Consider the following 25,075-nt stretch of genomic DNA (forward strand, 5'->3'; position numbering starts at 1 on the left):
GGAGGGTGATTCAAGTGAGGCTCTTCTATCACGGCCATGCTTGCTTTCAAATTGAGTGCGGCCAGGGGAACATTATAATTGATCCATGGCTGAGCGGCAATCCCCTGGCTAAGATTAAACCTGAGGAAGTAAATGTAAAAGCAATTTTAGTAACCCATGGGCACGATGACCATCTTGGTGATGCTATTGCCATTGCCAAAAAATGCGATGCCGTTATCGTAGCCCCTACGGAGCTGGCTTATTATTGCCAGTCCTTCGGCGCACAAACTCACGCTATGCATATTGGAGGATCTTACAGCTTCCCCTTTGGGAATGTTAAATTGACAGCGGCTTGGCATGGTTCGGCTGTGATGAAAGACGGTAAAATTATCTATACGGGTACACCTTGCGGTTTCCTGGTTAAGGTGGAAGGAAAAACCTTATACCATGCTGGCGATACAGCCCTGTTCGGGGACATGAAGCTCATTGGTGCTCTTCAGAAAATAGATGTGGCAATGTTGCCCATAGGTGATAATTATACTATGGGAGTAGAGGATGCGGTCGAGGCCGTAAAAATGTTATCTCCCGAACAGGTTATACCTATGCATTACAATACTTTCCCGGCAATCCGGCAAAATGTTGACAAATTTAAAATTAAAGTTGGAAGTTTAAGTAAAGTAATCTTGCTACAACCGGGGGACTCAATCACTTTGTAATTGAAAAAGATGATTCCTTACTTATGGGGTAGCCATTTTGGGCTTCCCCTTATTTTAAGCCGGTAGCAGGATTTTTAATTTAACACTCGAATTAAATATTTATACAGGTGGCATAAGTTTTAGGAATTTAGGCTAATGCAGTTAAGCAGGTGAAAGTTATGTTTGGCGTGGGTATCTTGGATGATATTCAAAATGATCTACTGCTGGTGGAAAAGGAATTAAACAGGCACGTGCAAGCGCCGCATGAAGTTTTAACCCAAACCTCTAAGCATTTACTTAAAGCAGGGGGTAAACGTTTACGCCCTGCCTTTGCATTGTTAGCAGGCAAATTTGCTGACTATTCTTTGCAAAACCTGCTGCCTTTGGCTGTTGCCCTGGAAATGATTCATATGGCTTCTCTGGTGCACGACGATGTGGTTGACCGTGCTTTGACAAGAAGAGGAATACCTACTGTAAAAGCTAAATGGGGTAACACCCTGTCACTGCAAACAGGTGATTACTTACTCGCCAAATCACTGACTTTAATTGCAGGTTATACAGAAACCAGGATCGCTAAAATTTTAGCTAAGGCTAGTACGGAAATGTGCCAGGGGGAAATTCAACAAATTGCAAGCACTTTTGATATACGGCAGAATATAAGGGATTATTTTTATCGCATCAAAAGAAAAACAGCCATGTTAATTTCGGCCAGCTGCCAGTTGGGGGCAGTTGCCAGCGGAGCTCCGGCAGTTGTGGAAAGGGCCTTGCAAAAGTACGGCCATTACCTGGGCATGGCTTTCCAAATTACTGATGACATTTTGGACGTAATCGCAGACGAAAAAGAGCTTGGTAAGCCTGTAGGCAGCGATTTAAAACAAGGCATATTAACGTTACCGACGATATTTGCACTTAAGGTCAGTTCCCGCAAAGAGCGGCTGGAGAAATTGCTATTAAGCCGCTTTGCTGAAAAGAACAGCATCAATGAAGCCCTGGAAATTATCAAAAACTGTGAGGCAGTTGACATGTCATTTCAAATTGCGACCAAATACCTCGGCAAAGCAAAAAAGCAGCTTAGCTATTTGCCTGATACTCCTTATAAGGCTACACTGAATTTATTGGCGGATTTTGTTGGCACTAGGAGGTTTTAAAAAGCTTGATTTGTGCATTTTTTCTTTAATTTGTATTATCTGCGGATTTGTAGTTAATATGTTTAAGTTTACTAACGATTAAGGCAGGAAAAAGGGTATGCTTCACGAAATAGTAACAGAATTGCGTTTTGTGATCACTTTACTTTCGTTAAATAATTTGGGGTAGAAAGCGGGGATAGCTTATAAATGCACAAGCCGTATTATCCGATTTCTCTCAATTTATGTAACAAAAAGTGTTTAGTCGTGGGCGGGGGGAAAGTAGCAGAGCGAAAAGTAATGGCTCTGCTGGAGTGCGGGGGACAGGTAGTAGTAGTTAGTCCCCAGCTAACAGAAAAACTGCGGGATCTGGCCGGAGAAGGTTTAATTCGCCATGTGGCGCGTGAGTACTCCAATTTTGATTTAGAGGATGCATTTTTGGTAGTAAGCGCCACTGCACGTGAAGACGTGAACAAGAAAATTGCTGAAGAATGTTTTGAACGCAATATTTTAGTAAATGTAGTAGATGATCCTGCTAAATGTAATTTTATTGTACCGGCAACAGTACGCAGGGGAGATCTGACTATTAGTATTTCAACCGGGGGCAAAAGTCCTGCTTTAGCAAAGAAAATCAGAAAAGAATTAGAGTTGCAGTACGGTGATGAATATGCTCAATTTCTTGAAATTATGGGAGAAATCAGAAAAAGAGTAATTGAAAGTATTTCCGAACAAGAAAAACGGCAAGAAATTTTCAACAGGCTGGTAGAAGAAGATTTTCTGGAATTGCTTAAAGCAGGTCAAGAACAACTGGTCAAGGAGCGAATTGCACAATGTATATCGTTGTAGTTGGGCTTAACCATAAGACTGCGCCGGTAGAAGTAAGAGAGAAGCTTGCTTTTAAACAGCATGAATTGCCGCGGGCTCTTAATATTTTAAAGGATAAAAACTGTATTGCCGGATGCGTTATACTTTCTACCTGCAACCGAACAGAAGTTTATGTGGCTGCCACGGAAGTTGAAGCAGGACTGGGCGGCATCTATGATTTTTTGAGCAAAAGTTGCGGCTTACCTTTAAGCGAAATTCGCGATTATCTCTACAGGTATACCCTCTACGATGCAGTCCGACATCTCTTTAGGGTGGCTTCCGGCCTTGATTCTATGATCTTGGGCGAAACTCAAATTTTGGGGCAGGTAAGGCAAGCTTATCAGTGGGCTTGTGAACATGGTGCAACTAACAATATTTTAAATACGCTTTTTCAACAAGCGATTTCAGTAGGTAAGAAAGTTCGTACCGCAACCAAAATCGATCAAAATGCGGTTTCCGTAAGCTATGCAGCTGTGGAATTGGCTAAAAAATACTTTGGAAAAATCAACGGTCGTTCTGTCTTAATTATGGGCGCTGGAAAGATGAGTGAGCTCACCGTGAGGTATTTGGTGGCAAACGGTGTTTCAACGGTATTTGTCACTAACCGTTCCTATGAACGGGCCTGCACGCTGGCTTCTGAGTTCGGCGGAAAAGCAGTCCGGCTGGATGAACTTAAGAAATATTTACCCACAGCCGACATTTTAATCAGCTGCACAGCTGCATCCCATTATGTGTTGAAAAAAGAGGATGTGGAGCCGTTACTAAGCGGAAGAAAAGAAACAATGTTATTTATTGATATTGCCGTTCCTAGGGACATCGATCCCGAGGTAGGTAAAATCCCGGGCGTAATTCTCCACGATATAGATGATTTGCATAACGTCGTAGATCAAAACTTAGAGGAACGGAAAAATGCTGCCGCAATGGCTGAAGATATTATTGAAGAAGAAATTGATACTTTTTTTAAGTGGTTAAGCTCACTATTTGTAGTTCCCACAATTATTTCACTCAAAGAGAAAGCTACTCAAATAAAGGAAATGGAATTGGCCCAGGCGCTGCGCCGGCTTTCCGGTTTGTCGGAAAAGGAAAAAAATATTGTGGCTTCTATGGCTAATTCCATTGTTAACCAGCTTATACACGATCCCATTGTTAACTTAAAAAAGTATGCCTCAACCCACCAAGGCCACTTATATACGGAGATCCTCCAGAATCTTTTCAATCTTGAGGTGAAAGAAGAAAGTTCTCGTCTAAACGATGTCACTTGTTGTCAGAAAGTAAAGTAGGACTGGGCCAAAGATGGAGGTAGCAACGTGCGGGAAATAATTATTGGAACCAGAGAAAGCGCATTGGCGTTGTGGCAAACAAACTGGGTGCTTGAGCGTTTAAACAACTTAAATCCTGACTGCACTTTCAGGATTAAAAAGCTTAAGACCCAAGGTGATAAAATTTTAGATGTGGCTTTAGCCAAAATTGGCGACAAAGGTTTATTCACTAAAGAATTAGAAGTGGCCATGCTCAACGGGGAAATTGATTTGGCTGTCCACAGCATGAAGGACTTGCCGACTCAACTTCCTGCCGGGTTGATGATCGGGGCTATTTGTCAGCGTACTGATCCCAGAGACGTGGTTTTATCCCACTTGGGTTACACCCTGGCAACCTTACCACCTGGAGCAAAAGTAGGAACAAGCAGCCTGAGGCGCAAGTCACAACTGCTGCACTACCGGCCAGATTTACAGATCGTAGATCTAAGGGGAAATCTCAACACCCGTGTGGCCAAGCTGCAGCAGGAAGGGTTTGCTGCCATTATTCTGGCGGCTGCCGGCGTGGAAAGAATGGGATATGAACAACTTGTTACCGAATACATTTCCCCGGATATCAGCCTTCCTGCTGTAGGGCAAGGTTCCATAGGAATTGAAATCAGGTCTGAGGATGAGGAAATTTTACATGTGGTTAGAAAAATTGCGGACCCGGAATCAACTGCAGCCATTACTGCTGAACGGTCTTTTCTCCGTACTTTGGAAGGGGGCTGCCAGATACCAATTGGTGCCTTAGGCAAAGTAGAAGGCGGTAAGCTCCACTTAGCCGGTTTAGTAGCGGGTTTGGACGGAAGATTGGTAATAAAAGATTCAGTCACGGGTGAAATTTCCGCAGCTGAAGATATAGGCAAAATGCTGGCCGATAAACTCTTAAAATTAGGAGCAAAACAGATTTTAAATCAAGTCAGACAGGAGATTGAGAACAGTGACAGTTAAAACAGATCGAGGGTATGTTTATTTGGTCGGTGCAGGGCCAGGAGATCCAGGTCTCTTAACTATTAAAGGCGCCCAATGTATCCAAAAAGCTGATGTAATAATCTATGACCGCTTGGTAAGTAAAAAGCTGCTTAATTATGCCAGGCCCGATGCCGAACTGATTTACGTGGGCAAATCACCGGAGAGGCATACTTTAAAACAGGAGGAAATTAATCAACTTTTGGTGGCAAAAGCCAAGGAAGGCCTAGTAGTGACCAGATTAAAAGGGGGGGACCCTTTTGTTTTCGGCAGAGGAGGAGAAGAAGCGGAAGTTTTGCAGCAGAATGGCATAGCTTTTGAAATAGTCCCCGGTATAACTTCGGCCATTGCTGTCCCGGCATATGCCGGTATTCCCGTTACCCACCGGGACTGCACTTCCACTATTGGAATTATTACCGGCAATGAAGACCCAACCAAAGAGGATTCCAATATTGCCTGGGATAAAATAGCAACCGGAATGGGCACTTTAGTATTTTTAATGGGTATGGCCAATTTGCCCAATATAGTTAAACAATTATTAACTTACGGGCGCTCAGCCGATACTCCTGTTGCTCTGGTTAGGTGGGGGACACGACCTGAACAAGAAACGCTGACCGGCACTTTAGCTGATATTGTAATAAAAGCGGAAGAAGCCGGATTTAAAAATCCAGCCATTATAATTGTAGGTGAAGTAGTTAAGTTGCGGGATAAACTTCAATGGTTTGAAAAAAAGCCTTTGTTTGGCCAGAGAATTGTGGTGACCCGTTCCCGCGAGCAGGCAAGCGCTTTATCAGCGCGCCTGGAGGAGTTAGGCGCGGAAGTCTGGGAATTTCCCACAATCGAAATTGCTTCCCCTGTTGATTGGACAGCATTTGATGCTGCCTTAGATTCATTAAACCAATTTCAGTGGATTATTTTTACCAGCGTCAACGGTGTGAGAGCCTTTTTTGAGAGATTGAGAAACAGACAAATGGATGTGCGTAACTTATATGGTATTAAAATCTGCGCTATTGGGCCAAAAACCCGTGAATGCTTGGAAAAATACGGTTTAAACATTGAATATGTACCTGAAGAATATGTAGCAGAAGCAGTGGTAGCAGGCTTAAAGGATAAAATCGTTAAAGGAGATAAAGTATTATTGCCACGGGCTGACATAGCCCGCAAAGTTCTGGCAGATTCTCTTAAAGAATTAGGGGCTGAAGTAACTGAGGTAATTGCTTACCGTACGGTAAAAAGCCGTTTTGGAGAGCAGAATTTAACCCAAATGTTAAAAGAGCTGCAGATCACCATGGTGACCTTTACCAGTTCTTCTACCGTTAAAAACTTTGTGGATGGTATTGCATCCAACCAGCTCCATGAATTGATGGCTGGTGTGACTGTGGCCTGCATAGGACCAATAACTGCCCAAACTGCTAAGAATTCCGGCCTAACAGTACATGTACAAGCAACAGAATATACCATCGAAGGATTAGTACAATCCATCGTAGATTATATACAAAAATACAAGTGAGAGGCGGGATACCTTGATCAGCGTTACTAAACTTTTATGCGATTCAGCATATTTTGGCGATGGTTTAAGATATAGTCACAGCTCCCGCGGTGCTGTTCATGGGACTACCACTAATCAAGGGCCGGTAGTGGTATGGAATTGTACAAAAACATGTAATTTAAAATGTATCCATTGCTACGCCGGCTCGGAAAGCAAAAAATATGAGGGCGAGCTGACCCATGCTGAAGCGAAACGTTTTATTGACGACCTGGCTGCTTTTAATGTGCCGGTGATCCTTTTTTCCGGCGGAGAACCTTTAATTAGGGAAGATATCATGGACCTTGCAAAATATGCCACGAGGCACGGGATCAGGGTTACATTTTCTACGAACGGTACCTTGATTGACAAAGAAATGGCTAAAGACTTGAAAACAATAGGGGTTGGATACGTCGGAATCAGTCTGGATGGCATAGGTGAAAACAACGATCGGTTTCGCGGCAAAAAAGGGGCTTTTGATGCAGCCTTACGCGGCATCCAAAACTGTCTAGAGGTCGGACAAAGGGTGGGGCTGCGCTTTACCATTAACAGGCATAATTATGCTGATTTGCATGATATTTTTAAATTAATTGAGGAAGAAAATATTCCACGGGTATGTTTTTACCATTTAGTTTACTCCGGTCGCGGAAGTGAGATGGTAAAAGAAGATATTACCCACGAAGAATCCAGATATGCTATGGACTTGATCATGGAAAAAACAATGGATTTTCACCGGCGAGGACTGGAAAAAGAGATTTTAACTGTTGATAACCATGCCGATGGGGTATATCTTTATCTGAAATTACAAAATTCGGATCCGTTGAGAGCGGAACAAGTGCTGAATTTACTCAAAATAAACGGAGGCAACAGAACAGGGATAGCTATTGGAGAAGTGGACTGGTACGGCAACGTTCATCCTGATCAATTTACTCAAAACCATACTTTCGGTAATGTTAAAGAGAGGCCTTTTGGCCAAATTTGGACCGATGTTAGCCATCCGATCTTGGCAGGTTTAAAGAATAGAAAACCGCTGTTAAAAGGCCGGTGCGCCAAATGCCGGTGGCTCGATGTTTGCAATGGCAATTTCCGCGCCAGGGCTGAAGCGGTTACAGGTGACTTCTGGGAGTCTGATCCTGCCTGCTATTTGACAGATGCTGAAATCGGTTTGTAAAACTAACTATTCCAGATAGGAGGTAAAGCAGGTGTCCTTTTTTCCAAATTACCGTCCAAGAAGGTTGCGAAAATCCGAGCAACTGCGCAGCATGATACGGGAAACTGTATTGAATACTCAGGATTTAATCTATCCTTTATTTGTTATCCACGGGCAAAAAGTGAAAAATCCCGTGGCTTCAATGCCTGGAGTTTTTCAGCTTTCCGTTGATGAATTGTTGCGGGAGGCCCAAGAAGTGATTAACCTGGGCATTCAGGCGGTTATTTTGTTCGGTATCCCGGAAAGCAAAGATCCTGTTGGCTCGGGGGCATATGATTCCAGCGGCATAGTACAGCAGGCTGTACGGGCTTTGAAAAAGGAGTTCCCGAATTTAGTAGTGATTACCGATGTATGTTTATGTGAATTTACGGACCATGGCCACTGCGGAATAGTACAAAACGGAGAAATTCTAAACGATTCGACTTTGGAGCTTTTGGCACGAACGGCATTGTCTCATGTTGAGGCAGGCGCTGATATGGTAGCGCCGTCCGATATGATGGACGGGCGGGTTAAAGCTATACGCTCCTGTTTGGACGAACATGGTTTTGCCCATATCCCCATCATGGCCTATTCTGCCAAGTATGCTTCCGGTTTTTACGGGCCTTTCAGAGATGCTGCCGGCTCGGCGCCTCAATTCGGAGACCGCAGGAGCTACCAAATGGATCCCGCCAACCGGGAAGAAGCTCTGCGGGAGGTACAATTGGACATTGAGGAAGGCGCCGATATAGTAATGGTTAAGCCGGCACTGGCCTACCTTGACATCATTAGGGAAGTTAAAGACCGGTTCCATTATCCCGTAGCTTGTTACAATGTCAGCGGTGAATATGCTATGGTGAAGGCCGCGGCCCAAAAGGGCTGGATCGATGAGCAGAAAGTAGTGATTGAATTTCTTACCGGTATGCGTAGAGCCGGGGCAGACTTGATAATCACCTATTGGGCTAAAGATGTGGCAGAGTGGCTCAAAGCATAGCTGGTACAGGAGGTGTATGCATAGTGATTATTTCCTGGAATTCAACTAATCAATGCAACATGTATTGCGATCATTGTTATCGTGATGCCGGGGCTAAAGTCAGTGATGAGCTGTCAACGTCGGAAGCTAAAGCGATGTTAACCGAAATCGCTAAAGCCGGTTTCAAGATCATGATTTTCAGCGGCGGGGAACCTCTAATGCGAGGAGATATTTACGAGTTAGTAGCCTACGCCAAGAGTCTGGGCCTACGACCGGTATTCGGTACTAACGGTACTTTAATCACCCCTGAAGTTGCCGAAAAGCTCAGAGCAGCCGGCGCCTTAGGTATAGGAATCAGTTTAGACAGCATAGATCCGGAAAAACATGACCGCCTGCGCCGCTACGAAGGCGCTTGGGAACAAGCTGTAGCAGGCATGAAAAATTGTAAGGCCGCAGGACTCCCTTTCCAGGTGCATACTACGGTCTTTGACTGGAATTACGAGGAATTAGAAAAAATAACCGACTTTGCCGTCGAATTGGGGGCTGTTGCCCATCACTTTTTTTTCTTGGTGCCTACAGGTCGGGCGGTAAACATTGAAGAGGAATCTTTGCGGGCAGAGCAATACGAAAAAGTCCTCACCAGAATTTTAGAAAAACAAAAGGAAGTGGCAATCGAGCTTAAGCCTACTTGTGCACCCCAGTTCATGCGCATTGCCAAGCAGTTGGGAATGGAAATGCGCTTTCAAAGGGGATGTCTGGCCGGTACCCATTACTGTATCATCAGCCCCAAAGGTGACGTTCAACCATGCGCATATTTAAATATCCCATTGGGGAATGTTCGGGAAACACCATTTAGTGAAATCTGGAAATCCAACCCCATACTCAATAAACTGCGCACTTTAGATTACGGCGGCGGATGTGGTTCATGCGCATATAAAAAGGCTTGCGGTGGCTGTAGGGCAAGAGCTTACTTCTATAATGACGGGGATTATATGGCAGAGGAGCCCTGGTGTCTTTATCAGGGAAGACGGGGGGCTTAATAGGCAGTGGATAATCGCCAAGAATTAACTCCGGCCGAAAAGAGATTGCTGACCGCTATCCAGGAAGGTTTGCCTATTGAACCGGAACCTTTCGCAGTTTTGGCCGAGCAGCTAAAAACAACTGAAGAAAAAATTCTGGAAATGCTGGCTAAATTAAAAAAAGAAGGCTATATCCGGCGGATTGGTGCTGTCTTTGATTCCCGCAAGCTTGGCTACGTCAGTACCCTCTGTGCCTTGAAAGTTCCAGAGGATAAATTAAAATCTGTTGCCGCCTACATTAACAGCCTCCCGGGCGTAACTCATAATTATCTACGCCAGCATGAATACAACATGTGGTTTACATTGATCGCTCCTTCGCAAGAGGCTTTGGAAGACGCTATCTCCGGCATCAAAAAAATAACGGGAATTTCCCAGCTGCTTAACCTTCCGGCAGTCAACTTTTTTAAAATCAACGTTAATTTTAACTTAAAGGAAGGTGCTCCCGATGTTGAATGAACTGGAAAAAGCAATTGTCAGGGAACTACAGGGTGATCTCCCGCTAGTCAAAAAACCTTATCAAGCAATTGCCGAACGGCTGGGTATTACCGAAGAGGAGTTGCTCCAGAAAATGCGGGAGATGAAAGAACGAGGTATAATCAGAAGGTTAGGGGTAGCTTTGTGTCACCGGGAAGTTGGTTTTATGGCAAATGCCATGGTAGTGTGGATCGTTCCGGAAGAAAGAGCTGCAGAGGTTGGAAAATTAATGGCTGCTTTCCCTGAAGTAAGCCATTGTTATCAACGTCCAACTTATCCTGATTGGCCTTACAACTTCTTCACCATGATCCATGCGAAAACGGCGGAAGAATGTGAAAAGGTTGCCGCCAATATCTCCCGGACAGTCCAAATAGACGATTATCAGTTGTTATTTAGCACCGAGGAACTGAAAAAGTCCAGTATGCAGTATTTTATGGAATAGATTAAGGATGGTGATAACGTGGCGCTTGAAATGCGGCGTTCACAGGAATTATTTGCTAAGGCAAAAGAATTGATTCCCGGGGGCGTGAATAGCCCGGTCAGAGCTTTTAAAGCGGTTGGCTTAAATCCTCCTTTTATTCAAAGCGGGAAAGGTTCGAAAGTAACAGATGTAGACGGCAATGAGTATATTGATTATGTTGCTTCCTGGGGGCCTTTAATCTTAGGCCATAATCATCCCGAAGTATGTGCTGCTTTGAAAAATTGTATTGATGAAATAGGCACCAGCTTCGGCGCCCCGACTGAACTGGAAAATATTATGGCGGAAATGGTAACTAGTGCTGTACCTTCCATAGAAATGGTAAGGATGGTTAATTCGGGCACTGAAGCAACTATGAGTGCGCTGCGTTTAGCCAGGGGATACACAGGAAGAAATAAAATTGTCAAGTTTGAAGGGTGCTATCACGGGCATGCGGATCATTTGCTGATTAAAGCAGGCTCCGGCGCTTTAACTTTGGGAGTACCTGACAGCCCCGGCGTTCCTGCAAATATAGCAAGCAATACTATTACTGCGCCTTATAATGACCTTGAAACCTTGCGAAAAATTTTTGCCGCGGAAGGGGATGATATAGCTGCGGTAATAGTTGAACCCGTAGCAGGCAACATGGGGTGTGTTCCTCCCTTGCCAGGATTTTTACAGGGCCTGCGCCAATTAACAGCTGACTATGGGGTATTGCTCATTTTTGACGAAGTTATGACCGGATTTCGGGTAAGTTATGGAGGGGCACAGGAGCTGTATGGAATAGATCCCGATTTAACCTGCTTGGGTAAAATTATTGGAGGCGGTTTGCCCGTAGGCGCTTACGGTGGCAAGAGAAAAATTATGGAACAAGTTGCGCCTGCCGGTCCGGTATATCAGGCAGGTACTCTGTCCGGCAATCCTTTGGCAATGACCGCAGGTATTGCAACCCTTAATCTTTTGAGCAAACCCGGCGTTTATACCGAATTAGAAGAAAAATCCGCCCTTTTGGAGGCAGGTTTAAAAGAAGCGGCCGAATCCAGTGGCGTTAAAGCTACATTTAACCGGGTGGGAGCGATGTTTTCAGTTTTCTTTACAGCTCAACCGGTTACCGACTATAAAAGTGCGTCCACCTCAAATTTGAAAGCTTTTACTGCCTATTTTAAATCCATGCTGGAACAAGGAATTTACCTGGCACCTTCGCAATTTGAGGCAGGCTTTATGTCCTTGGCTCATAGTTGGGAAGACATTGACCGTACCATCTCTGCCAGCCGTAAGGCTTTTCAGGCAGCTTATCAGGCACAAGTTGAAAAATAGAAACTTTTTAGTAAGAACGTGTATGAAATTAAAAAAAGGGGTCATAATAGAAGTACACACTCACTTCTTCATAGACCTCCTTGAGCCAACAGGCCAGCAGTACTGCTGGCCTGTTGGTATTTTTTAGCCAATTGTCCTGAGCAACATCACAGCCCCCATTCCAGCCAGCACTGTCCAGACCATGCTTTTGCTTGTCTTGGCTACCAGAAATGCAGGCAGAGCAGCTATTAAGTATTCATTATGCGAGGCAATGTTGAGTTGCCCGTTTCTAATCAGCAGGCTGGGCAGTAAAAGGGCTGCCAAAATTGCAGTTGGAATATAGCCAAGCCATTTTAACAACAGATCAGGAAGCTGAAAATTTTTAAAAAGCACCAAAGGCAAAACCCTTGGCAAATAAGTAACTAGGCTCATGCCAAGCAGCAACCAGACTATTCTGCTATCCACTTTTCGCTGATTACACCTCCCGTAGCTCCCAGAATAGCCGCTAAAAGCACTCCCCAATTGCCAGGAATGTAAAGAGCCGCAAAGAGCGAAAAACCTCCGGCCAAGCAGGCCACTAAATAAGACCGCTTGTTGCGCAGCGTGAAAAAAAGCAAAGCAATAAACATGGCAGGTAAAGCAAAATCCAAGCCCCATTTTTCTGTCGAGATTAATGCTGAGCCGGTGCTGGCCCCTAGCCAGGAAGCGCTTATCCAACCCAAATGAGATGTTAAGCTTAAGCCCAAATGGTAGCTTTGGTGGGGCGGTTCATGGCTATACCTGGCGGTTGATACTACAAACGTTTCGTCAGTAAGCTCGTAGGCTAGCAAAGGAATAACGCGTGGCGAAAAATTCCGGAAATGTGGCAAGAGTGCGGTACTCATTAAAAAATGCCGGAAATTAACAAAGAAAGTGGCTATAATTATGGCCATATTGCTGGCGCCTGAGCTTAACATACTTACAGCAATAAATTGAGCTGAGCCGGCGTAAACAAAAAGCGACATCAGAACTATCTCCAGTGTTTTCAGACCGGCCTCGGCTCCCAGCAAACCAAAAGCAAAGCCAAGAGGCAGGTAACCTAATGCAATTGGCAGTGCATCCTTGAGTCCAACAATAAATAGTCCTGTAGACAAATAGCTCACTCCGTTCTTGCCACCAAGTTAGGTGTTTGTTGCTCTGTCGGGGTATAGACAGGAATACTTATATTATAAGTCGAATATTATGGTAAATCTACATTTTTGGAGGTGGAAAAGAGTATGGACCGTATAACGGCCATTGATATAGGAACACGTAGTGTTGTCGGTATAACTATGGAGAAAGAGAAAGAAAATTACAAGATAATTGCCTCAGCAGTCGAAGAACATAAGGAAAGGGCAATGTACGACGGCCAAATCCACGATATTCCGTTGGTTGCAGAGGTTGTGCAAAATATCAAGCAATCATTGGAAAAAATACTAGGGGAAAGAATAGAGGAAGTGGCAGTGGCAGCTGCAGGTCGTTCGTTAAAGACCGCTAAGGGAAAAGGGTGCTTCCAGCTTGAACTTCGGGAAATTACTCTCGAAGATATACTAGGCTTGGAAATGCAAGCGGTACAAATGGCGCAACAAAATTTACAACAAGAAAATGCTTTAGATGCAGAGTACTACTGCGTGGGTTACAGTATCACCAATTATTTTCTTGATGGCAGCCGCATCGTTAACTTATTGGGACAAATGGGTGAAAAGATGGAGGTTGAGGTGATCGCCACATTTCTTCCAAGGGTGGTTATTGATTCTTTATTTGCTGTTCTAAAACGCACGGGTTTAAAAATGCGGAGTTTGACCCTGGAGCCAATTGCGGCTGCGGAGATGGCTATACCAAGCAATATGCGCCAGTTGAATCTGGCGCTGATTGATATCGGTGCGGGAACTTCAGACATTGCCATTACTTCCGATGGTTCTGTAAAGACCTATGCCATGGTACCTGTTGCTGGGGATGAAATTACAGAAAAAATAGCCCAGGTTTTTTTACTGGATTTTCAAACTGCCGAAAAGGTCAAAAGAGGACTCAGTAAAAAAACAATACGTTTTCATGATGTACTCGGCAATGCTCATACTGTACCGACCGACAAGGTGAAAGAGGTAATAGACGATACAGTGGATGACCTTGCAAAACAAATAGCCAATGCGCTTTTGGAGGTAAATGGGAGAGCTCCGCAGGCGGTAATTTGTGTTGGCGGAGGCAGCCTCACTCCCGGCTTAATCGCGAAAATTGCGGCGCACCTGGAATTGCCCGCCAACCGCATTGGAGTCAAAGGCAAAGAAATTCTCAAAGGAATAAAAGGCAAAATCAACAATTTAAGTGTGCCGCAAATGATCACTCCCTTAGGTATTGCGATTAGCGGTTTAAAGAATTTAGGTTTTAGGTTTATGGAAGTTGGGGTAAATCAAAGACCGGTAAGACTGGCGACTTATCAAAAATCAACTGTAGCAGATGCCTTGATTGCTGCAGGCATTAATTTAAAATATCTCTATGGTAAGCCTGGCAAAGCCTTGGCTGTAGAAATTAACGGCCAGTTAACATTTTTACGCGGGCACAAAGGCACTCCTGCCCAGATCTTTCTTAATGATCGGCCCTGTAAATTAGAGGATAACATCACAAAAGGAGATCAGATTAAATTTATTCCTGCAGTGGATGGCAAGGACCGCATAGCTACTTTGAAAGAGGTCGTAAATTTAAATCCGCTGCGGATCTTGGTTAATGACCAAGAAATTCATGTTAAGCCGCAGGTCAAAGTGAACGGCAGAGCTGCTGATGCTGATTTCCTTTTGGAGGATAATTGCAAAATAGAGTACCACACTGTGAACCGGCTAGGGGAGATACTAACTTTATTGGGTTATAAACATGAAGAAATTGCTGTCCTAAAAGTAAACGGAGAAAATGCCGACATGAGCACTTTGCTACAGGAAGGGGATGTTTTAGAAGTTAAAACCGGTGGAAATACCGATCCAGCGCGGGCTAATTTTAAAATCTTTTTAAATGGACAAAACATGGAGTTTGAGTGGCCTAAAAAAACACCGCCAATTTTGTCGGATTTATTTGCTTTGCTGGATTTTGATTTAATGGCCCAAAAGGAGAAAGGAACTCTTGTCATGAAAGTGAATGGGGAAGAGGCGGGTTTTACTACAGCTTTAAAATATGAAGATGATGTTGAACTGCACTGGAAGTAAAATGATGACTAACAGAAAATATCTTGAACTAAATTGAACAAAAATAGAAAAAAATAATTTTGAAGGTTTGACAAATCCTGATTTCATGTTATAATGAATAATGTTCTGGTTAAAGAAATGCGGCAGTGGCGGAATTGGCAGACGCGCTAGATTCAGGTTCTAGTCCTGATTAGCAGGGTGGGGGTTCAAGTCCCTTCTGCCGCACCAGTAAGTAGAGGCTTTAGGTTTGTGCATCCTAAGGCCTTTTACTTTTGTTTACTATTTTCTTGTTTGTGCAGTTAAGCATTTTTAGGGCTATAATGGTCAAGCTCGGCAGGCAAACGGAAGAGGGAAAAATTATGCAGGAAGTTAAACGTGTTTTGCAAAATGGGGAGCATTTTAACTTCGTTTGTAAGATGTGCGGCAATTGTTGCAATGAGATGTTAATCAAGTTAACCCCTTACGATATAATCCGCTTATCAGCCGGTTTAAATCTGCCAACTCACGAATTTATCCCCCAGTATGTGCTTTTCTTGAAACTGCAGGATACGGGTTGGTTTTTGCCTGTCTTAAAGCATGTGAAAAAAGGGGAGTGTTTATTCAAACGGGGCAAAAAATGCCGGATCCATCCTTACCGGCCGTTGCCATGCCGGCTATTTCCGGTAGGCCGCAGCGAAGAAAATTTTGTTTTACAAATGAGTTTATATTGCAAAGGCCTTTTAACAGGATGCCGGTGGAACCTTAATAGCTGGCTGGAAGCATCTGAGGCGATAACTTATCTGGAAATGAGCAAACTCTACTATGATTTTATGGAAGAAATATTACAAAGCTATGAACTTAAAACTATAAGCGACAAGCAATATAAACTGTTCTTTAAAATAGTTTATGATTTTGACGGGGCCCGTTTGGATTTAACTTGTTCCGGAATAAACGATAAAACGAAAGTGAAATACTGTTTAGCTATGGGAAAATGGTTTCTGGAGCGGTTTAGTGAACCTCACCTGCTAGAAGAATTAAGCGAAGAACAATTTCTGGATGCTTATGAAAAACAGGGAAGGATGGTTTTAAAACAGCTTATAGAACAACAATAAGTCTTGGTGCAGCACCAAGACTTATTGCCTTCAGTTTTGACTAGCATAAACCGTTAATGACTGGACAGTCGGATTCCATACAGTTTTCACAGTCTTTTTCCCTAAGAACACTAGGTCCTGATTTTTCATTTTTGCTTTGGTAATCTTTTTGTTCAGACATGCTTGCTACACCATCCTATTTGTAGTTTAAATGCTAACATCGCTTAATTTGCTAAATTTCCCGTTTTTTTATGTATCAGTGTAGCGATAAAGCAAAAAAGAACAAAACACCTTCCTTGCGAAGGTGTTTTGTTCTTTTTATGGTTATGGCTGGGGCGGCTGGATTCGAACCAACGCATGGCGGATCCAAAATCCGCTGCCTTACCGCTTGGCTACGCCCCAATCAAGTGGTGGAGAGAGCTGGATTCGAACCAGCGAAGGCATTGCCAGCAGATTTACAGTCTGCCCCCTTTGGCCAACTCGGGAATCTCTCCATGAAAATGGAGCCGACGATGGGATTTGAACCCGCAACCTGCTGATTACAAGTCAGCTGCTCTACCATTGAGCTACGTCGGCGTTGGCGGAGCCGACGGGAATCGAACCCGCGATCTTCGGCGTGACAGGCCGACATGTTAACCGCTACACTACGGCTCCTGGTGACCCGTAGGGGATTCGAACCCCTGTTACCGCCGTGAAAGGGCGGTGTCTTAGACCACTTGACCAACGGGCCATATTATTTTGTCTACTGGTCGGGGCGGAGGGATTTGAACCCCCGACCCTCTGGTCCCAAACCAGATGCGCTACCAAGCTGCGCTACGCCCCGACAACGACAAGTGTTATTATAGCTAATATTTTTTTTTGTGTCAACATTTTTAAGCTGGTATGATAGTGTCAAGTAACTGTAGGATTTTTTACGAAAAAAATTCACCTATCCGGTTCAGAGCGGTAGCCTCGTTGTAAATTTGCCTGATATTTTTTGATTAATTTTTGAATTATATGGTTGTATTGCTAATATTTTACTATGAAGATACATATTATTTCTGGTTGCCCTTAGCACAGGTCTATGCAGTAGCGGCTAGTGCCCTGAGGGCCTTGGTCAATGGACTCTGGGGTCCTTTCAGGATGGGCATATTCCGAATCATTTCTATTGCCACGTTCCTTTGGATTGTTCTCTTGGCCCTTTTTAGTTTTTCTGCGTCTACCTGTAACGCTTTTACCGGTTGTTTTTGCTGGGCCAGGTATATTTCCTTTATATTTAACCCGTTGGCTTTGGCTGCCCGAAGGCTGGCCATTTGTTCGGCTCCTGCTTTGCTCCATCCCCCTGGCCGATTGCTTAATCTGGCAGATAGTATATGGCTTACGTGTCCTTCTGCGCTGCATCCCTGCACTTCTTCACGGTATCGGTTACGCGCTTCTATCCCATCCCACTGCCCCCGAATGTACCGCTTCGTTTTTGTAATCGCTTTCTGGCGCTCTGGACGGAGTTTTTGGGCTTTATCCAATACAACCATTACTTTTTCCAAGTCACTGCGCTTTATATGTTCCCAAAGGGCTGCTTGTAGTTTGGGCTCAGGGCCTACAGCGGCTATTATATATTTGCTCAGGTGGAAGAGGTCAAGTATAAATATGGACTTGGGTATTATTTCTGTTCCGCTGCGAATCCACGCTGCTCCGTCCCCGTTTATATAAATCCTTTCTATCTGGTCTAGTTCATATTGCTTTTCTATATAGTCAGGACAGCAAACCATAAGTCGTCAATGGTCTTGTACGGTCCGCTGAAATAGCGGGCATTCCGGAGCCGGTTCCTACCCCGGCTTGCTTTTTCTATTCCTTCATGTACATAGATCAACGGTATTTGCATCCGTCCCTTTTTTCCCCACTGGGCTACGTGGTCCTCGTCTGCTTCTATGTACAAAATCCTCACCCTTCGCTTTTGCGCAGGTATTATATCATCGCTACTCAAGGGCACTTTAATTCTGTCTATGGTATTCTTGACTGTCTGTCCACTCAAACTTTCTCCCCATCCGTACTGCTCCGGCCCTCTGCCGCTACGACGGTAAGATTGTTCGGTAGCCATGTCAGCCAATACGGACTTAGCTGCTGCATCCACCCGCATGTGTGGTGTATATCCGGCATAGTCGTCAACTAAATGAGCGTAGGATTGGGTTTCTTTATGGTAAAAGTAGGTACGATGATAGCTCATTTCTCCAAAGACTGTGACCACATGTTTCTCTTCTTGACGCCGCTCAACCACCCAACCGGGACGTTCTTCCCGGTGCTCAACCAGATAAGCATCCTGGGTTTCCAGGACCATCTTCAGTATGTCTTTTCCCAATTGGTTAAGGATCTCTTTAACCTTGATTTCCAACTCCGGATATGTGATTTTTCTCTCTAAAGCCTCAATTACGTTTTCCCCAACCAGCAGGAATTTATCCCATAAGTGTTGAATTATCTTTTCCATAAGACCTCACCTCTCGAGTCTTTTTGCCTTAGGGCTTAAGGCTCCGTCTTTCGCCAGACGGTGAGGTCTTATTTCTTTCCCCTGCCCTTTTTTTCCTGCAGGGTATCCTACAGTAATTTTACACTAACAGCTGGTATTTCAATTCTTTAGAATCCTTTAGAATCCTAAGAATCCTTTAGAAAATTCTTTAGAAAATAAATAAAGGACTTTATTTATTTATTTCTCAAGCAGGCAAATGTTCATAAACTCAGCATGTAATTTTAGAGAAAGATGCTTGACACTTAAAAAAACTATACATTATTCTCGTAGGAGAATCGATTGACTAGTGAGGTATGAAAAAAAATGATTAAAATAGTTACTGACAGCACGGCTTATTTACAACTCCAGGTCCTTAAAGAGCTGGAGATTGCTGTGAATTATTAGAACCTTAATTCAATAAAAGGAATTGTTTGGATTAAAGCGCAGTAGAATTAACTGAGGATGCTTTTTTGGGGGGACATGGTTTATGTTAAAAAAAGGACTATGGCTGGCGCTTTTTGTTATTGCGTTAGTTCTTCTTGGCAACTGTCAGGAGAAAAAAACAACCCTAGGAGTTATACAAATTGTGTCACATCCTTCCTTAGATGCTGCCAGGCAAGGTTTTATGGACTATTTAGAAGAGAGTGGTTTTGAACCGGACAAAAATATTTTGATCAGCTATGAAAATGCCCAGGGAGATGAAGAACAAGCGAGATATATTGTAGATAAATTTACTAAGGAGAAAACGGACTTAATCCTTGCTATTTCTACGCCAAGCGCCAGAGCTGCCATTTCACAGAACCGTATCCCAGTTCTGTTTACAGCTGTAACCGATCCTGTAGGTGCCGGGCTGGAAGAAAAGTTAAATAATTCAGCAAGGCTAATTGCCGGCGTCACAGATCTTACCACTGGTTGCGCGCAGCTTCAATTGCTGCGGGAACTGCTTCCGGAAACCAAGACAATAGGAATTATTTACAACAAAGCGGAAAGATATGCTGCGTTGCAGGTTGAAAGGTTACGGGAAAGTGTGGCAGACTATAACATGACCATAATTACCAAAGAAGTTGAAAACGACATGGAAGCAGTGCATGCAGCCAAAAATCTTTTGGGTGAGATTGATGTGCTTTATCTTCCTACCGACAAGACTGTAAATTCCGGGTTGGATGAAATATTGCTGTGGGCAAAACTGGCCAAAAAACCGGTTTTTACGGGAGAGGCTGCTGGTGTGCAACAAGGAGCACTGGCTGCAGTGGAAGTTAATTATTATAAATTGGGCCGACAAACAGGGGAAATGGCTGTGAAATTATTAAAAAAAGAAAAGCAGATTGCCCAATTGGGCGTCGAAAGCAGCAGGGATAATGATATTTTTATAAACTGGCAAACTGCAAACGAATTAGGAATAAAAGTACCGCCTTCCCTGACAGCTAAGGCGAAAATTCTGCCGTAGCAGCCCAGATGGATTGGGAAATGCATAAAGATGTACTGAAAAAAGCTACGAAAAGGAAGATCTGATTTTTTTTAGAAAAATATGTGATAATATTCACATTCACAAGAGGAATGTTTAAGTTGATGTCGTATTATTAATTACAGTAATTTCTTTAATTTCTATTTCCTATAAAGAATAAAAAGGAATTTTTAATCCAATATCGAAAATTCAATTATTTACAATTATTCGAATAACTCAAATGGGGTGATCTTATGAAAATTGCTGTAGCAGGAAAAGGTGGGGTTGGTAAAACAACCGTTTCCGCAGAATTAGCCAAATATTTTGCTCAAGAAGGTTTTACTGTTTTTGCTGTTGATGCTGACCCTGATTTGAGTTTAGGATACTTTTTAGGTTTTCCCGAGGAATTGATACTTAAGCTTAGACCGTTGGTGGAAATGCGGGAAGATATCTTGGCACAAAGCGGTGGGAAGGGGGCTTTTTACACTTTAAACCCCGATGTAGATGAATTGCTTGCAAAATATGTCTTACAAAAAGAAAATATCAAGTTTTTGAAAATGGGCGGGTTAAAACGCGGAGGGACGGAATGTTACTGCCGAGAAAATGCCGTTTTGCGTGCTGTTATTTCCAACCTTTTGCTGGAGAAGAAAGAAATTGTAATCCTTGACATGGGGGCGGGTATAGAGCATTTAACCAGAGGCACTTCTGAAGGTGTTGATCTGATGTTAATTGTGACAGAACCTACCAAGACAAGTGTACAATCAGCCAAGGTTATTGCTAAATTGGCGGAAGAGCTGGGGATTAAGAATATACAATTCATAGGGAATAAAGTCCATTGCTCTGCAGATTATGAGTTTCTGAAGCAAAACTTTGCTTCAAATCTGGCTTTAGTTATTGACTATGAAGAAGAAGTGTTGAAAGAGTCCAGGGGGGAAGTAGTACAAAACAAAAAGTTAACACAGGCGATAGTGGGGTTAGGAGAATTGCTATTAAGGAGGGTAGCAGAAAAGCAAGTAATCCAAATCTAAAAGACAAGGAGCATTCCTGTAATGAATTAAAATGAGCTTTGAAAAAAGAAGTACCTCCTGTTAACATACGAGGTGTCGAGGTGTCGATTAACTAGCGACCCTTAAATAACAGAGGAGGTACTCAATATGAAGTATAACCAGAACTCAAGAATTTTGCAAATAACAGAAAAGACTTTAATCATTGGTGTAGATGTAGCTAGCGAGACAAATTACGCCAGAGCTTTCGATTACAGAGGCGTAGAACTAGCTAAGCTACTAAAATTCAATAATGACAACAACGGCTTCAAGACATTTTCTGAGTGGGTAAAAAGTGTGGCAAAACAACAGCAGAAGCAGCAGGTAATGGTTGGGATGGAGCCTACGGGACACTATTGGTTTACCTTTGCCCAGCATCTTAAGGATCACCAGCTGAAAATAGTACTAGTGAATCCGTTTCACGTAAAGCGAAGCAAAGAATTGATGATAATAATCCGACCAAAAATGACCGAAAGGACCCAAAACCATTGCCATGCTGGTAAAAGACGGTCGATACATGGAACCGTACATTCCCGAAGGAATTTACAGCGATTTACGAAATGCAATGGAAACCCGCTTAAGATTAGTGAAGCAGCTTAACAGCATCCGAAACAGAGTTAAACGCTGGATAAGCATATATTTCCCGGAGTTCAACAGAGTCTTTGGGGATTGGGAAGGCAAAGCAGCAATAGTAACGCTAAAAGAGTTTCCAACACCGGATAAAGTACTTGAAAAAGGCGTCGAAGGCATAGTTGCCAGCTGGAGAAAAGAAATCAGCAGAGCTGTTGGAGTTAGACGAGCCAGCCAACTAGTTGAGGCAGCAAAGATATCAGTAGGAGTACGAGAAGGATTAAGAGCAGCTCAAAATGAACTTGCCACACTACTAGAAGAATATGAAATGCTGCAGAGGCAATATGAAAGGACAATGGCTCTAATAGAAGAATTAGCCATGCAGATTCCCGGTATTGAAGAAATGCTAAAAATCAAGGGAGTAGGCCTCATAGCAGCAGCAGGGTTTATAGCTGAAGTAGGGGATATTACAAGGTTTGAACATCCAAAGCAGGTACAGAAGCTGGCGGGACTAAGCCTGAAAGAAAATAGCTCAGGAAAGCATAAGGGCCAAACAACTATTAGCAAACGAGGGCGAAAAAGGCTAAGATCGTTGTTATTTCAAGGGATTATGCCCATAGTGGCTAAGAACAACGAATTTAAAGAACTACACCAGTACTACACAACAAGGCCACAGAACCCGCTCAAAAAGAAACAGTCGCTAGTACTCTTATGCTGTAAGCTCATAAGGATATTTTACACCTTACTGAGAAAAGGCGTAGCTTATGACCCACAAAAAATGATGAGTGATATAAGAAGGCAAGAATTACAGGAAGCCGCCTAAAAAGCGCACCGCAACTGACAATGTTACATTTCATCCGTTTGCCAGTCAAGGGTAAAGACTGCGTCGCCGCTATCGCGGCCCCTTGACAGTCAAACTCCTGCAATGTAACAAGCAATCAAGCGGTGCTGGAAATGTAAAAAAACCTTGCTTAATTAAAGATTACGTTCATTGACAAAGCGAGCCGGAATAGTCAGGTTGAAATTTATCCATAAGGGCATTTGACCCAGCAAAGGAGCAAGGCTGACATCCACCTCATGGGCAGGCAGTACGAAGGAATTTAGGGGCACAGACCCTGTGAGACATGGGAGGTTTGCCACCGGAGAACAAGTGGATTACATGGCCGAAATACGTTTAAAAGACGCATATTCTGTCGGTATACACTTGTTAATCCAGATATATACAAAAATAGGCATATTGTCCAAGAGGATTGACTTTGTACAAATGAAAATCTAAGATTAAGCGAGATTTTCAAAGAAAATTAAAGATTATAGAGGGAGGTTAATTTATGCCAAGATTTAGGGATTTAACTCATACTTCTAAACCCTCTGATGCTCCCAGAGTAGTTGAGGGTAAGATTAGAGAACGTACTGTGGACCCTGCAGCGCTAGCCATGCTTGAAGAGGCAAAAAAGAAAGATGTGGTTACCACATATGACCGTTTTTTAGCTCAACAACCACAGTGTAAAATTGGTTACCAGGGCATATGCTGTCGAATCTGCCTGCAAGGGCCTTGCCGGGTTAAGCCTGGCTATGGGCCGGGAAGTAAAGGAATTTGCGGCGCTTCCGCTTATACCATAGTGGCTAGGAATTTGGTCCGACTAATAGCCGGAGGGGCTGCAGCTCATTCCGATCACGGCAAGCACATTGCCAAGGCATTATTCGCTGTAGCTGAGGGAAAAGCCCCCGATTACAGTATTGTAGACAAAGAGAAGTTGTATAAGGTTGCCGAAAGAATTGGTATTGATACTAAAGATAAATCAGATTTAGAAATAGCTAAAGAACTGGCCATAGCTGCCCTTGAAGATTACAGTCGTTTAGATGATGAAGTACCTGCTACTTGGGTAAAAACAACAGTTACAGAGGGACGTAACGAAAAATTTATAAGTCATAACATTATGCCTTATAGTATCAATGGTAATATCGTGGAGTTAATCAGCGGTACACATATGGGTATGGATGCCGATCCTGTAAACTTAATTTTCCACGGCCTAAAAGTTGCATTATCGGACTATGCCGGTGAACACATCGGAACAGATTTTTCTGATATTATTTTTGGGACACCCCAACCGGTAGTCTCTGAAGCTAATTTAGGTGTTTTAGATGAAAACAAAGTTAATATTGCAGTACACGGCCATAACCCCTTGCTAAGTGAAATCATGGTTAAAGCTGCCCAAGAAATGGAAAAGGAAGCTGTTAAGGCTGGTGCTAAGGGCATTAATCTTGTCGGTATATGCTGTACCGGTAATGAAGTACTAATGCGCCAAGGGGTACCACTGGTTACCTCATTTGCTTCCCAAGAACTGGCCATTATGACAGGCGCTTTAGATGCAATGGTTGTTGACCTACAATGTATTATGCCTTCTATAAGGCAAGTGGCAGAATGCTTTCATACAAAAATAGTCACTACCCAGCATCACGTAAAAATTCCAGGAGCTTACCATTTTGCTTTCCACGAAGACAAAGCTTTGGATATTGCTAAAGAAGTAATTAGATTAGCCATTCATGCCTTCACAGAACGCAATCCAAATTCAGTTAACATCCCGCAAATAAAAAATAAGGTTGTTGCAGGGTTTAGTACAGAAGCCTTTCTAAAATTGTTAGCCAGCCTTGAACCAGATCAACCCATCAAAGTTGTAACAGAAGCCATTTTATCCGGAGAATTGAAAGGTGTTGCACTCCTATGCGGTTGTAATAATTTAAAAGGTTACCAGGATTATAATCACTTAACAATTGCTAAAGAATTGGCTCAAAAAGATGTCCTTTTACTGGCTACCGGTTGTTCTGCACAGGCATTTGCCAAGCATGGACTGTTGGATCCTGAAGCAGTAGAAAAATATGCCGGGCCAGGTTTAAGAAAGTTCTTATACCGGTTAAACCAAAGCAATGATTTAACCGAAAAATTGCCGCTCATCTTCCATATGGGTTCCTGTGTGGACAACAGCAGAGTTGTGGATATCTATACCATGATGGCTAACCAATTAGGCGTGGATATACCGAAAGTGCCGTTTGTTGCTTCAGCTCCTGAGGCGATGAGTGAAAAGGCTGTGGCAATTGGTTCCTGGAATGTTGCCATGGGAATTCCGACCCATGTTGGCACTATGCCTCCCATTGAAGGCAGTGAATTGATTTACGGCATTGCAACCCAAATCGCTTCAGATGTATTTGGTGGTTACTTTATCTTTGAAACGGATCCAAAAGTTGCTGCCAAAAAACTGCTTAGCGCCCTTGAATACCGTACTTGGAAACTCGGTGTACATCGCGAAGCAGCTCTTAAATACGGCACTGATTTGAGCAAGGCTTACTAATTTGTTCCAATGGGA

At 43.3% G+C, this 25,075-nt stretch carries 21 protein-coding genes, 7 tRNA genes and 1 pseudogene; 19 read left to right on the forward strand and 10 right to left on the reverse strand.

The genetic code is table 11. The annotated features are described in order from the left end of the window. Window positions 1–14: 14 nt before the first annotated feature. The 12 genes from EYS13_RS04090 to hemL all read left to right on the forward strand — a co-directional run bounded on the left by EYS13_RS04090 (window position 15) and on the right by hemL (window position 11,940). Window positions 15–695, forward strand: coding sequence for a metal-dependent hydrolase (locus EYS13_RS04090; RefSeq protein ID WP_227766198.1), 681 nt, complete (start codon window positions 15–17; stop codon window positions 693–695). Between the two features lie 158 nt (window positions 696–853). After that, window positions 854–1,822, forward strand: coding sequence for a polyprenyl synthetase family protein (locus tag EYS13_RS04095; protein WP_227766200.1), 969 nt, complete (start codon window positions 854–856; stop codon window positions 1,820–1,822). 186 nt (window positions 1,823–2,008) lie between these two features. Further along, on the forward strand, window positions 2,009–2,644 hold the full coding sequence (locus EYS13_RS04100) for a precorrin-2 dehydrogenase/sirohydrochlorin ferrochelatase family protein (protein WP_227766201.1): 636 nt from the start codon (window positions 2,009–2,011) through the stop codon (window positions 2,642–2,644). Beyond that, window positions 2,629–3,942 carry a glutamyl-tRNA reductase gene (gene hemA / locus EYS13_RS04105; protein ID WP_227766203.1) on the forward strand — a complete coding sequence of 438 codons (1,314 nt, stop codon included), beginning with the start codon at window positions 2,629–2,631 and terminating at the stop codon, window positions 3,940–3,942. The genes EYS13_RS04100 and hemA overlap by 16 nt, the downstream gene beginning before the upstream one ends. A 27-nt stretch (window positions 3,943–3,969) precedes the next feature. Further along, window positions 3,970–4,911 carry a hydroxymethylbilane synthase gene (hemC, locus tag EYS13_RS04110; protein ID WP_227766205.1) on the forward strand — a complete coding sequence of 314 codons (942 nt, stop codon included), beginning with the start codon at window positions 3,970–3,972 and terminating at the stop codon, window positions 4,909–4,911. Continuing rightward, window positions 4,901–6,439 (forward strand): uroporphyrinogen-III C-methyltransferase, encoded by a 1,539-nt coding sequence (gene cobA / locus EYS13_RS04115; protein WP_227766207.1) that lies wholly within the window; start codon window positions 4,901–4,903, stop codon window positions 6,437–6,439. Before hemC ends, cobA begins: the two co-directional genes overlap by 11 nt. Before the next feature lie 13 nt (window positions 6,440–6,452). Then, window positions 6,453–7,625 carry a putative heme d1 biosynthesis radical SAM protein NirJ1 gene (gene nirJ1 / locus EYS13_RS04120; RefSeq protein WP_227766209.1) on the forward strand — a complete coding sequence of 391 codons (1,173 nt, stop codon included), beginning with the start codon at window positions 6,453–6,455 and terminating at the stop codon, window positions 7,623–7,625. Window positions 7,626–7,656: 31 nt separating this feature from the next. Then, window positions 7,657–8,634, forward strand: coding sequence for a porphobilinogen synthase (gene hemB / locus EYS13_RS04125; RefSeq protein ID WP_227766211.1), 978 nt, complete (start codon window positions 7,657–7,659; stop codon window positions 8,632–8,634). Beyond that, window positions 8,631–9,653, forward strand: a complete 1,023-nt coding sequence (nirJ2, locus tag EYS13_RS04130) for a putative heme d1 biosynthesis radical SAM protein NirJ2 (protein ID WP_423055320.1) — start codon at window positions 8,631–8,633, stop codon at window positions 9,651–9,653. Before hemB ends, nirJ2 begins: the two co-directional genes overlap by 4 nt. 6 nt (window positions 9,654–9,659) lie before the next feature. After that, complete coding sequence (ahbA, locus tag EYS13_RS04135; protein ID WP_227766215.1) at window positions 9,660–10,148, forward strand: siroheme decarboxylase subunit alpha; 489 nt, start codon at window positions 9,660–9,662, stop codon at window positions 10,146–10,148. Next, window positions 10,138–10,608 carry a siroheme decarboxylase subunit beta gene (ahbB, locus tag EYS13_RS04140; RefSeq protein ID WP_227766217.1) on the forward strand — a complete coding sequence of 157 codons (471 nt, stop codon included), beginning with the start codon at window positions 10,138–10,140 and terminating at the stop codon, window positions 10,606–10,608. The genes ahbA and ahbB overlap by 11 nt, the downstream gene beginning before the upstream one ends. A 30-nt stretch (window positions 10,609–10,638) precedes the next feature. Further along, the gene (hemL, locus tag EYS13_RS04145; RefSeq protein WP_423055321.1) at window positions 10,639–11,940 is read left to right on the forward strand and encodes a glutamate-1-semialdehyde 2,1-aminomutase; all 1,302 of its coding nucleotides are present in this window, start codon (window positions 10,639–10,641) and stop codon (window positions 11,938–11,940) included. A 123-nt stretch (window positions 11,941–12,063) separates the two neighbouring features. Here hemL and EYS13_RS04150 read toward each other — a convergent pair whose 3' ends face one another. After that, window positions 12,064–12,384, reverse strand: a complete 321-nt coding sequence (locus EYS13_RS04150) for an AzlD domain-containing protein (protein WP_227766219.1) — start codon at window positions 12,382–12,384, stop codon at window positions 12,064–12,066. Further along, window positions 12,369–13,052, reverse strand: coding sequence for an AzlC family ABC transporter permease (locus tag EYS13_RS04155; protein ID WP_227766221.1), 684 nt, complete (start codon window positions 13,050–13,052; stop codon window positions 12,369–12,371). The genes EYS13_RS04150 and EYS13_RS04155 overlap by 16 nt, the downstream gene beginning before the upstream one ends. 123 nt (window positions 13,053–13,175) lie before the next feature. On the opposite strand from EYS13_RS04155, the gene EYS13_RS04160 reads away from it, so the two are divergent. The 3 genes from EYS13_RS04160 to EYS13_RS04170 all read left to right on the forward strand — a co-directional run bounded on the left by EYS13_RS04160 (window position 13,176) and on the right by EYS13_RS04170 (window position 16,198). After that, window positions 13,176–15,128, forward strand: a complete 1,953-nt coding sequence (locus EYS13_RS04160) for a cell division FtsA domain-containing protein (RefSeq protein ID WP_227766224.1) — start codon at window positions 13,176–13,178, stop codon at window positions 15,126–15,128. 119 nt (window positions 15,129–15,247) lie between these two features. Beyond that, window positions 15,248–15,335 (forward strand) — tRNA-Leu (locus tag EYS13_RS04165). A gap of 131 nt (window positions 15,336–15,466) precedes the next feature. Next, window positions 15,467–16,198, forward strand: a complete 732-nt coding sequence (locus EYS13_RS04170; RefSeq protein WP_227766226.1) for a YkgJ family cysteine cluster protein — start codon at window positions 15,467–15,469, stop codon at window positions 16,196–16,198. Window positions 16,199–16,504: 306 nt separating this feature from the next. On the opposite strand, the gene EYS13_RS04175 is transcribed toward EYS13_RS04170, so the two are convergent. The 8 genes from EYS13_RS04175 to EYS13_RS16200 all read right to left on the reverse strand — a co-directional run bounded on the left by EYS13_RS04175 (window position 16,505) and on the right by EYS13_RS16200 (window position 18,638). Further along, a tRNA-Gln gene (locus EYS13_RS04175) sits at window positions 16,505–16,579 on the reverse strand. A 6-nt stretch (window positions 16,580–16,585) separates the two neighbouring features. Next, window positions 16,586–16,671, reverse strand: a tRNA-Tyr gene (locus EYS13_RS04180). A 7-nt stretch (window positions 16,672–16,678) separates the two neighbouring features. Next, window positions 16,679–16,753, reverse strand: a tRNA-Thr gene (locus EYS13_RS04185). 2 nt (window positions 16,754–16,755) lie between these two features. Continuing rightward, window positions 16,756–16,831, reverse strand: a tRNA-Asp gene (locus EYS13_RS04190). Beyond that, window positions 16,832–16,907 (reverse strand) — tRNA-Glu (locus EYS13_RS04195). Between the two features lie 16 nt (window positions 16,908–16,923). Then, window positions 16,924–17,000, reverse strand: a tRNA-Pro gene (locus tag EYS13_RS04200). 238 nt (window positions 17,001–17,238) lie between these two features. Then, window positions 17,239–17,925 carry a UPF0236 family transposase-like protein gene (locus tag EYS13_RS16195; RefSeq protein WP_265332410.1) on the reverse strand — a complete coding sequence of 229 codons (687 nt, stop codon included), beginning with the start codon at window positions 17,923–17,925 and terminating at the stop codon, window positions 17,239–17,241. After that, on the reverse strand, window positions 17,901–18,638 hold the full coding sequence (locus tag EYS13_RS16200; RefSeq protein WP_265332411.1) for a UPF0236 family transposase-like protein: 738 nt from the start codon (window positions 18,636–18,638) through the stop codon (window positions 17,901–17,903). The genes EYS13_RS16195 and EYS13_RS16200 overlap by 25 nt, the downstream gene beginning before the upstream one ends. A gap of 505 nt (window positions 18,639–19,143) precedes the next feature. On the opposite strand from EYS13_RS16200, the gene EYS13_RS04210 reads away from it, so the two are divergent. The 4 genes and pseudogenes from EYS13_RS04210 (at window position 19,144) to cooS (ending at window position 25,060) form a co-directional block, all read left to right on the forward strand. Next, window positions 19,144–20,103: an ABC transporter substrate-binding protein gene (locus tag EYS13_RS04210; protein ID WP_227766228.1), complete on the forward strand. Its 960-nt coding sequence runs from the start codon at window positions 19,144–19,146 to the stop codon at window positions 20,101–20,103. Window positions 20,104–20,354: 251 nt separating this feature from the next. Then, window positions 20,355–21,128 (forward strand): ATP-binding protein, encoded by a 774-nt coding sequence (locus tag EYS13_RS04215; protein WP_227766230.1) that lies wholly within the window; start codon window positions 20,355–20,357, stop codon window positions 21,126–21,128. A gap of 126 nt (window positions 21,129–21,254) precedes the next feature. Continuing rightward, window positions 21,255–22,536 (forward strand): annotated as a pseudogene (locus EYS13_RS04220) (IS110 family RNA-guided transposase). Between the two features lie 505 nt (window positions 22,537–23,041). After that, complete coding sequence (cooS, locus tag EYS13_RS04225) at window positions 23,042–25,060, forward strand: anaerobic carbon-monoxide dehydrogenase catalytic subunit (RefSeq protein ID WP_227766231.1); 2,019 nt, start codon at window positions 23,042–23,044, stop codon at window positions 25,058–25,060. Window positions 25,061–25,075 lie beyond the last annotated feature (15 nt).

Origin of the sequence: Zhaonella formicivorans (assembly GCF_004353525.1) — a bacterium.
Classification (GTDB): domain Bacteria; phylum Bacillota; class DUOV01; order DUOV01; family Zhaonellaceae; genus Zhaonella; species Zhaonella formicivorans.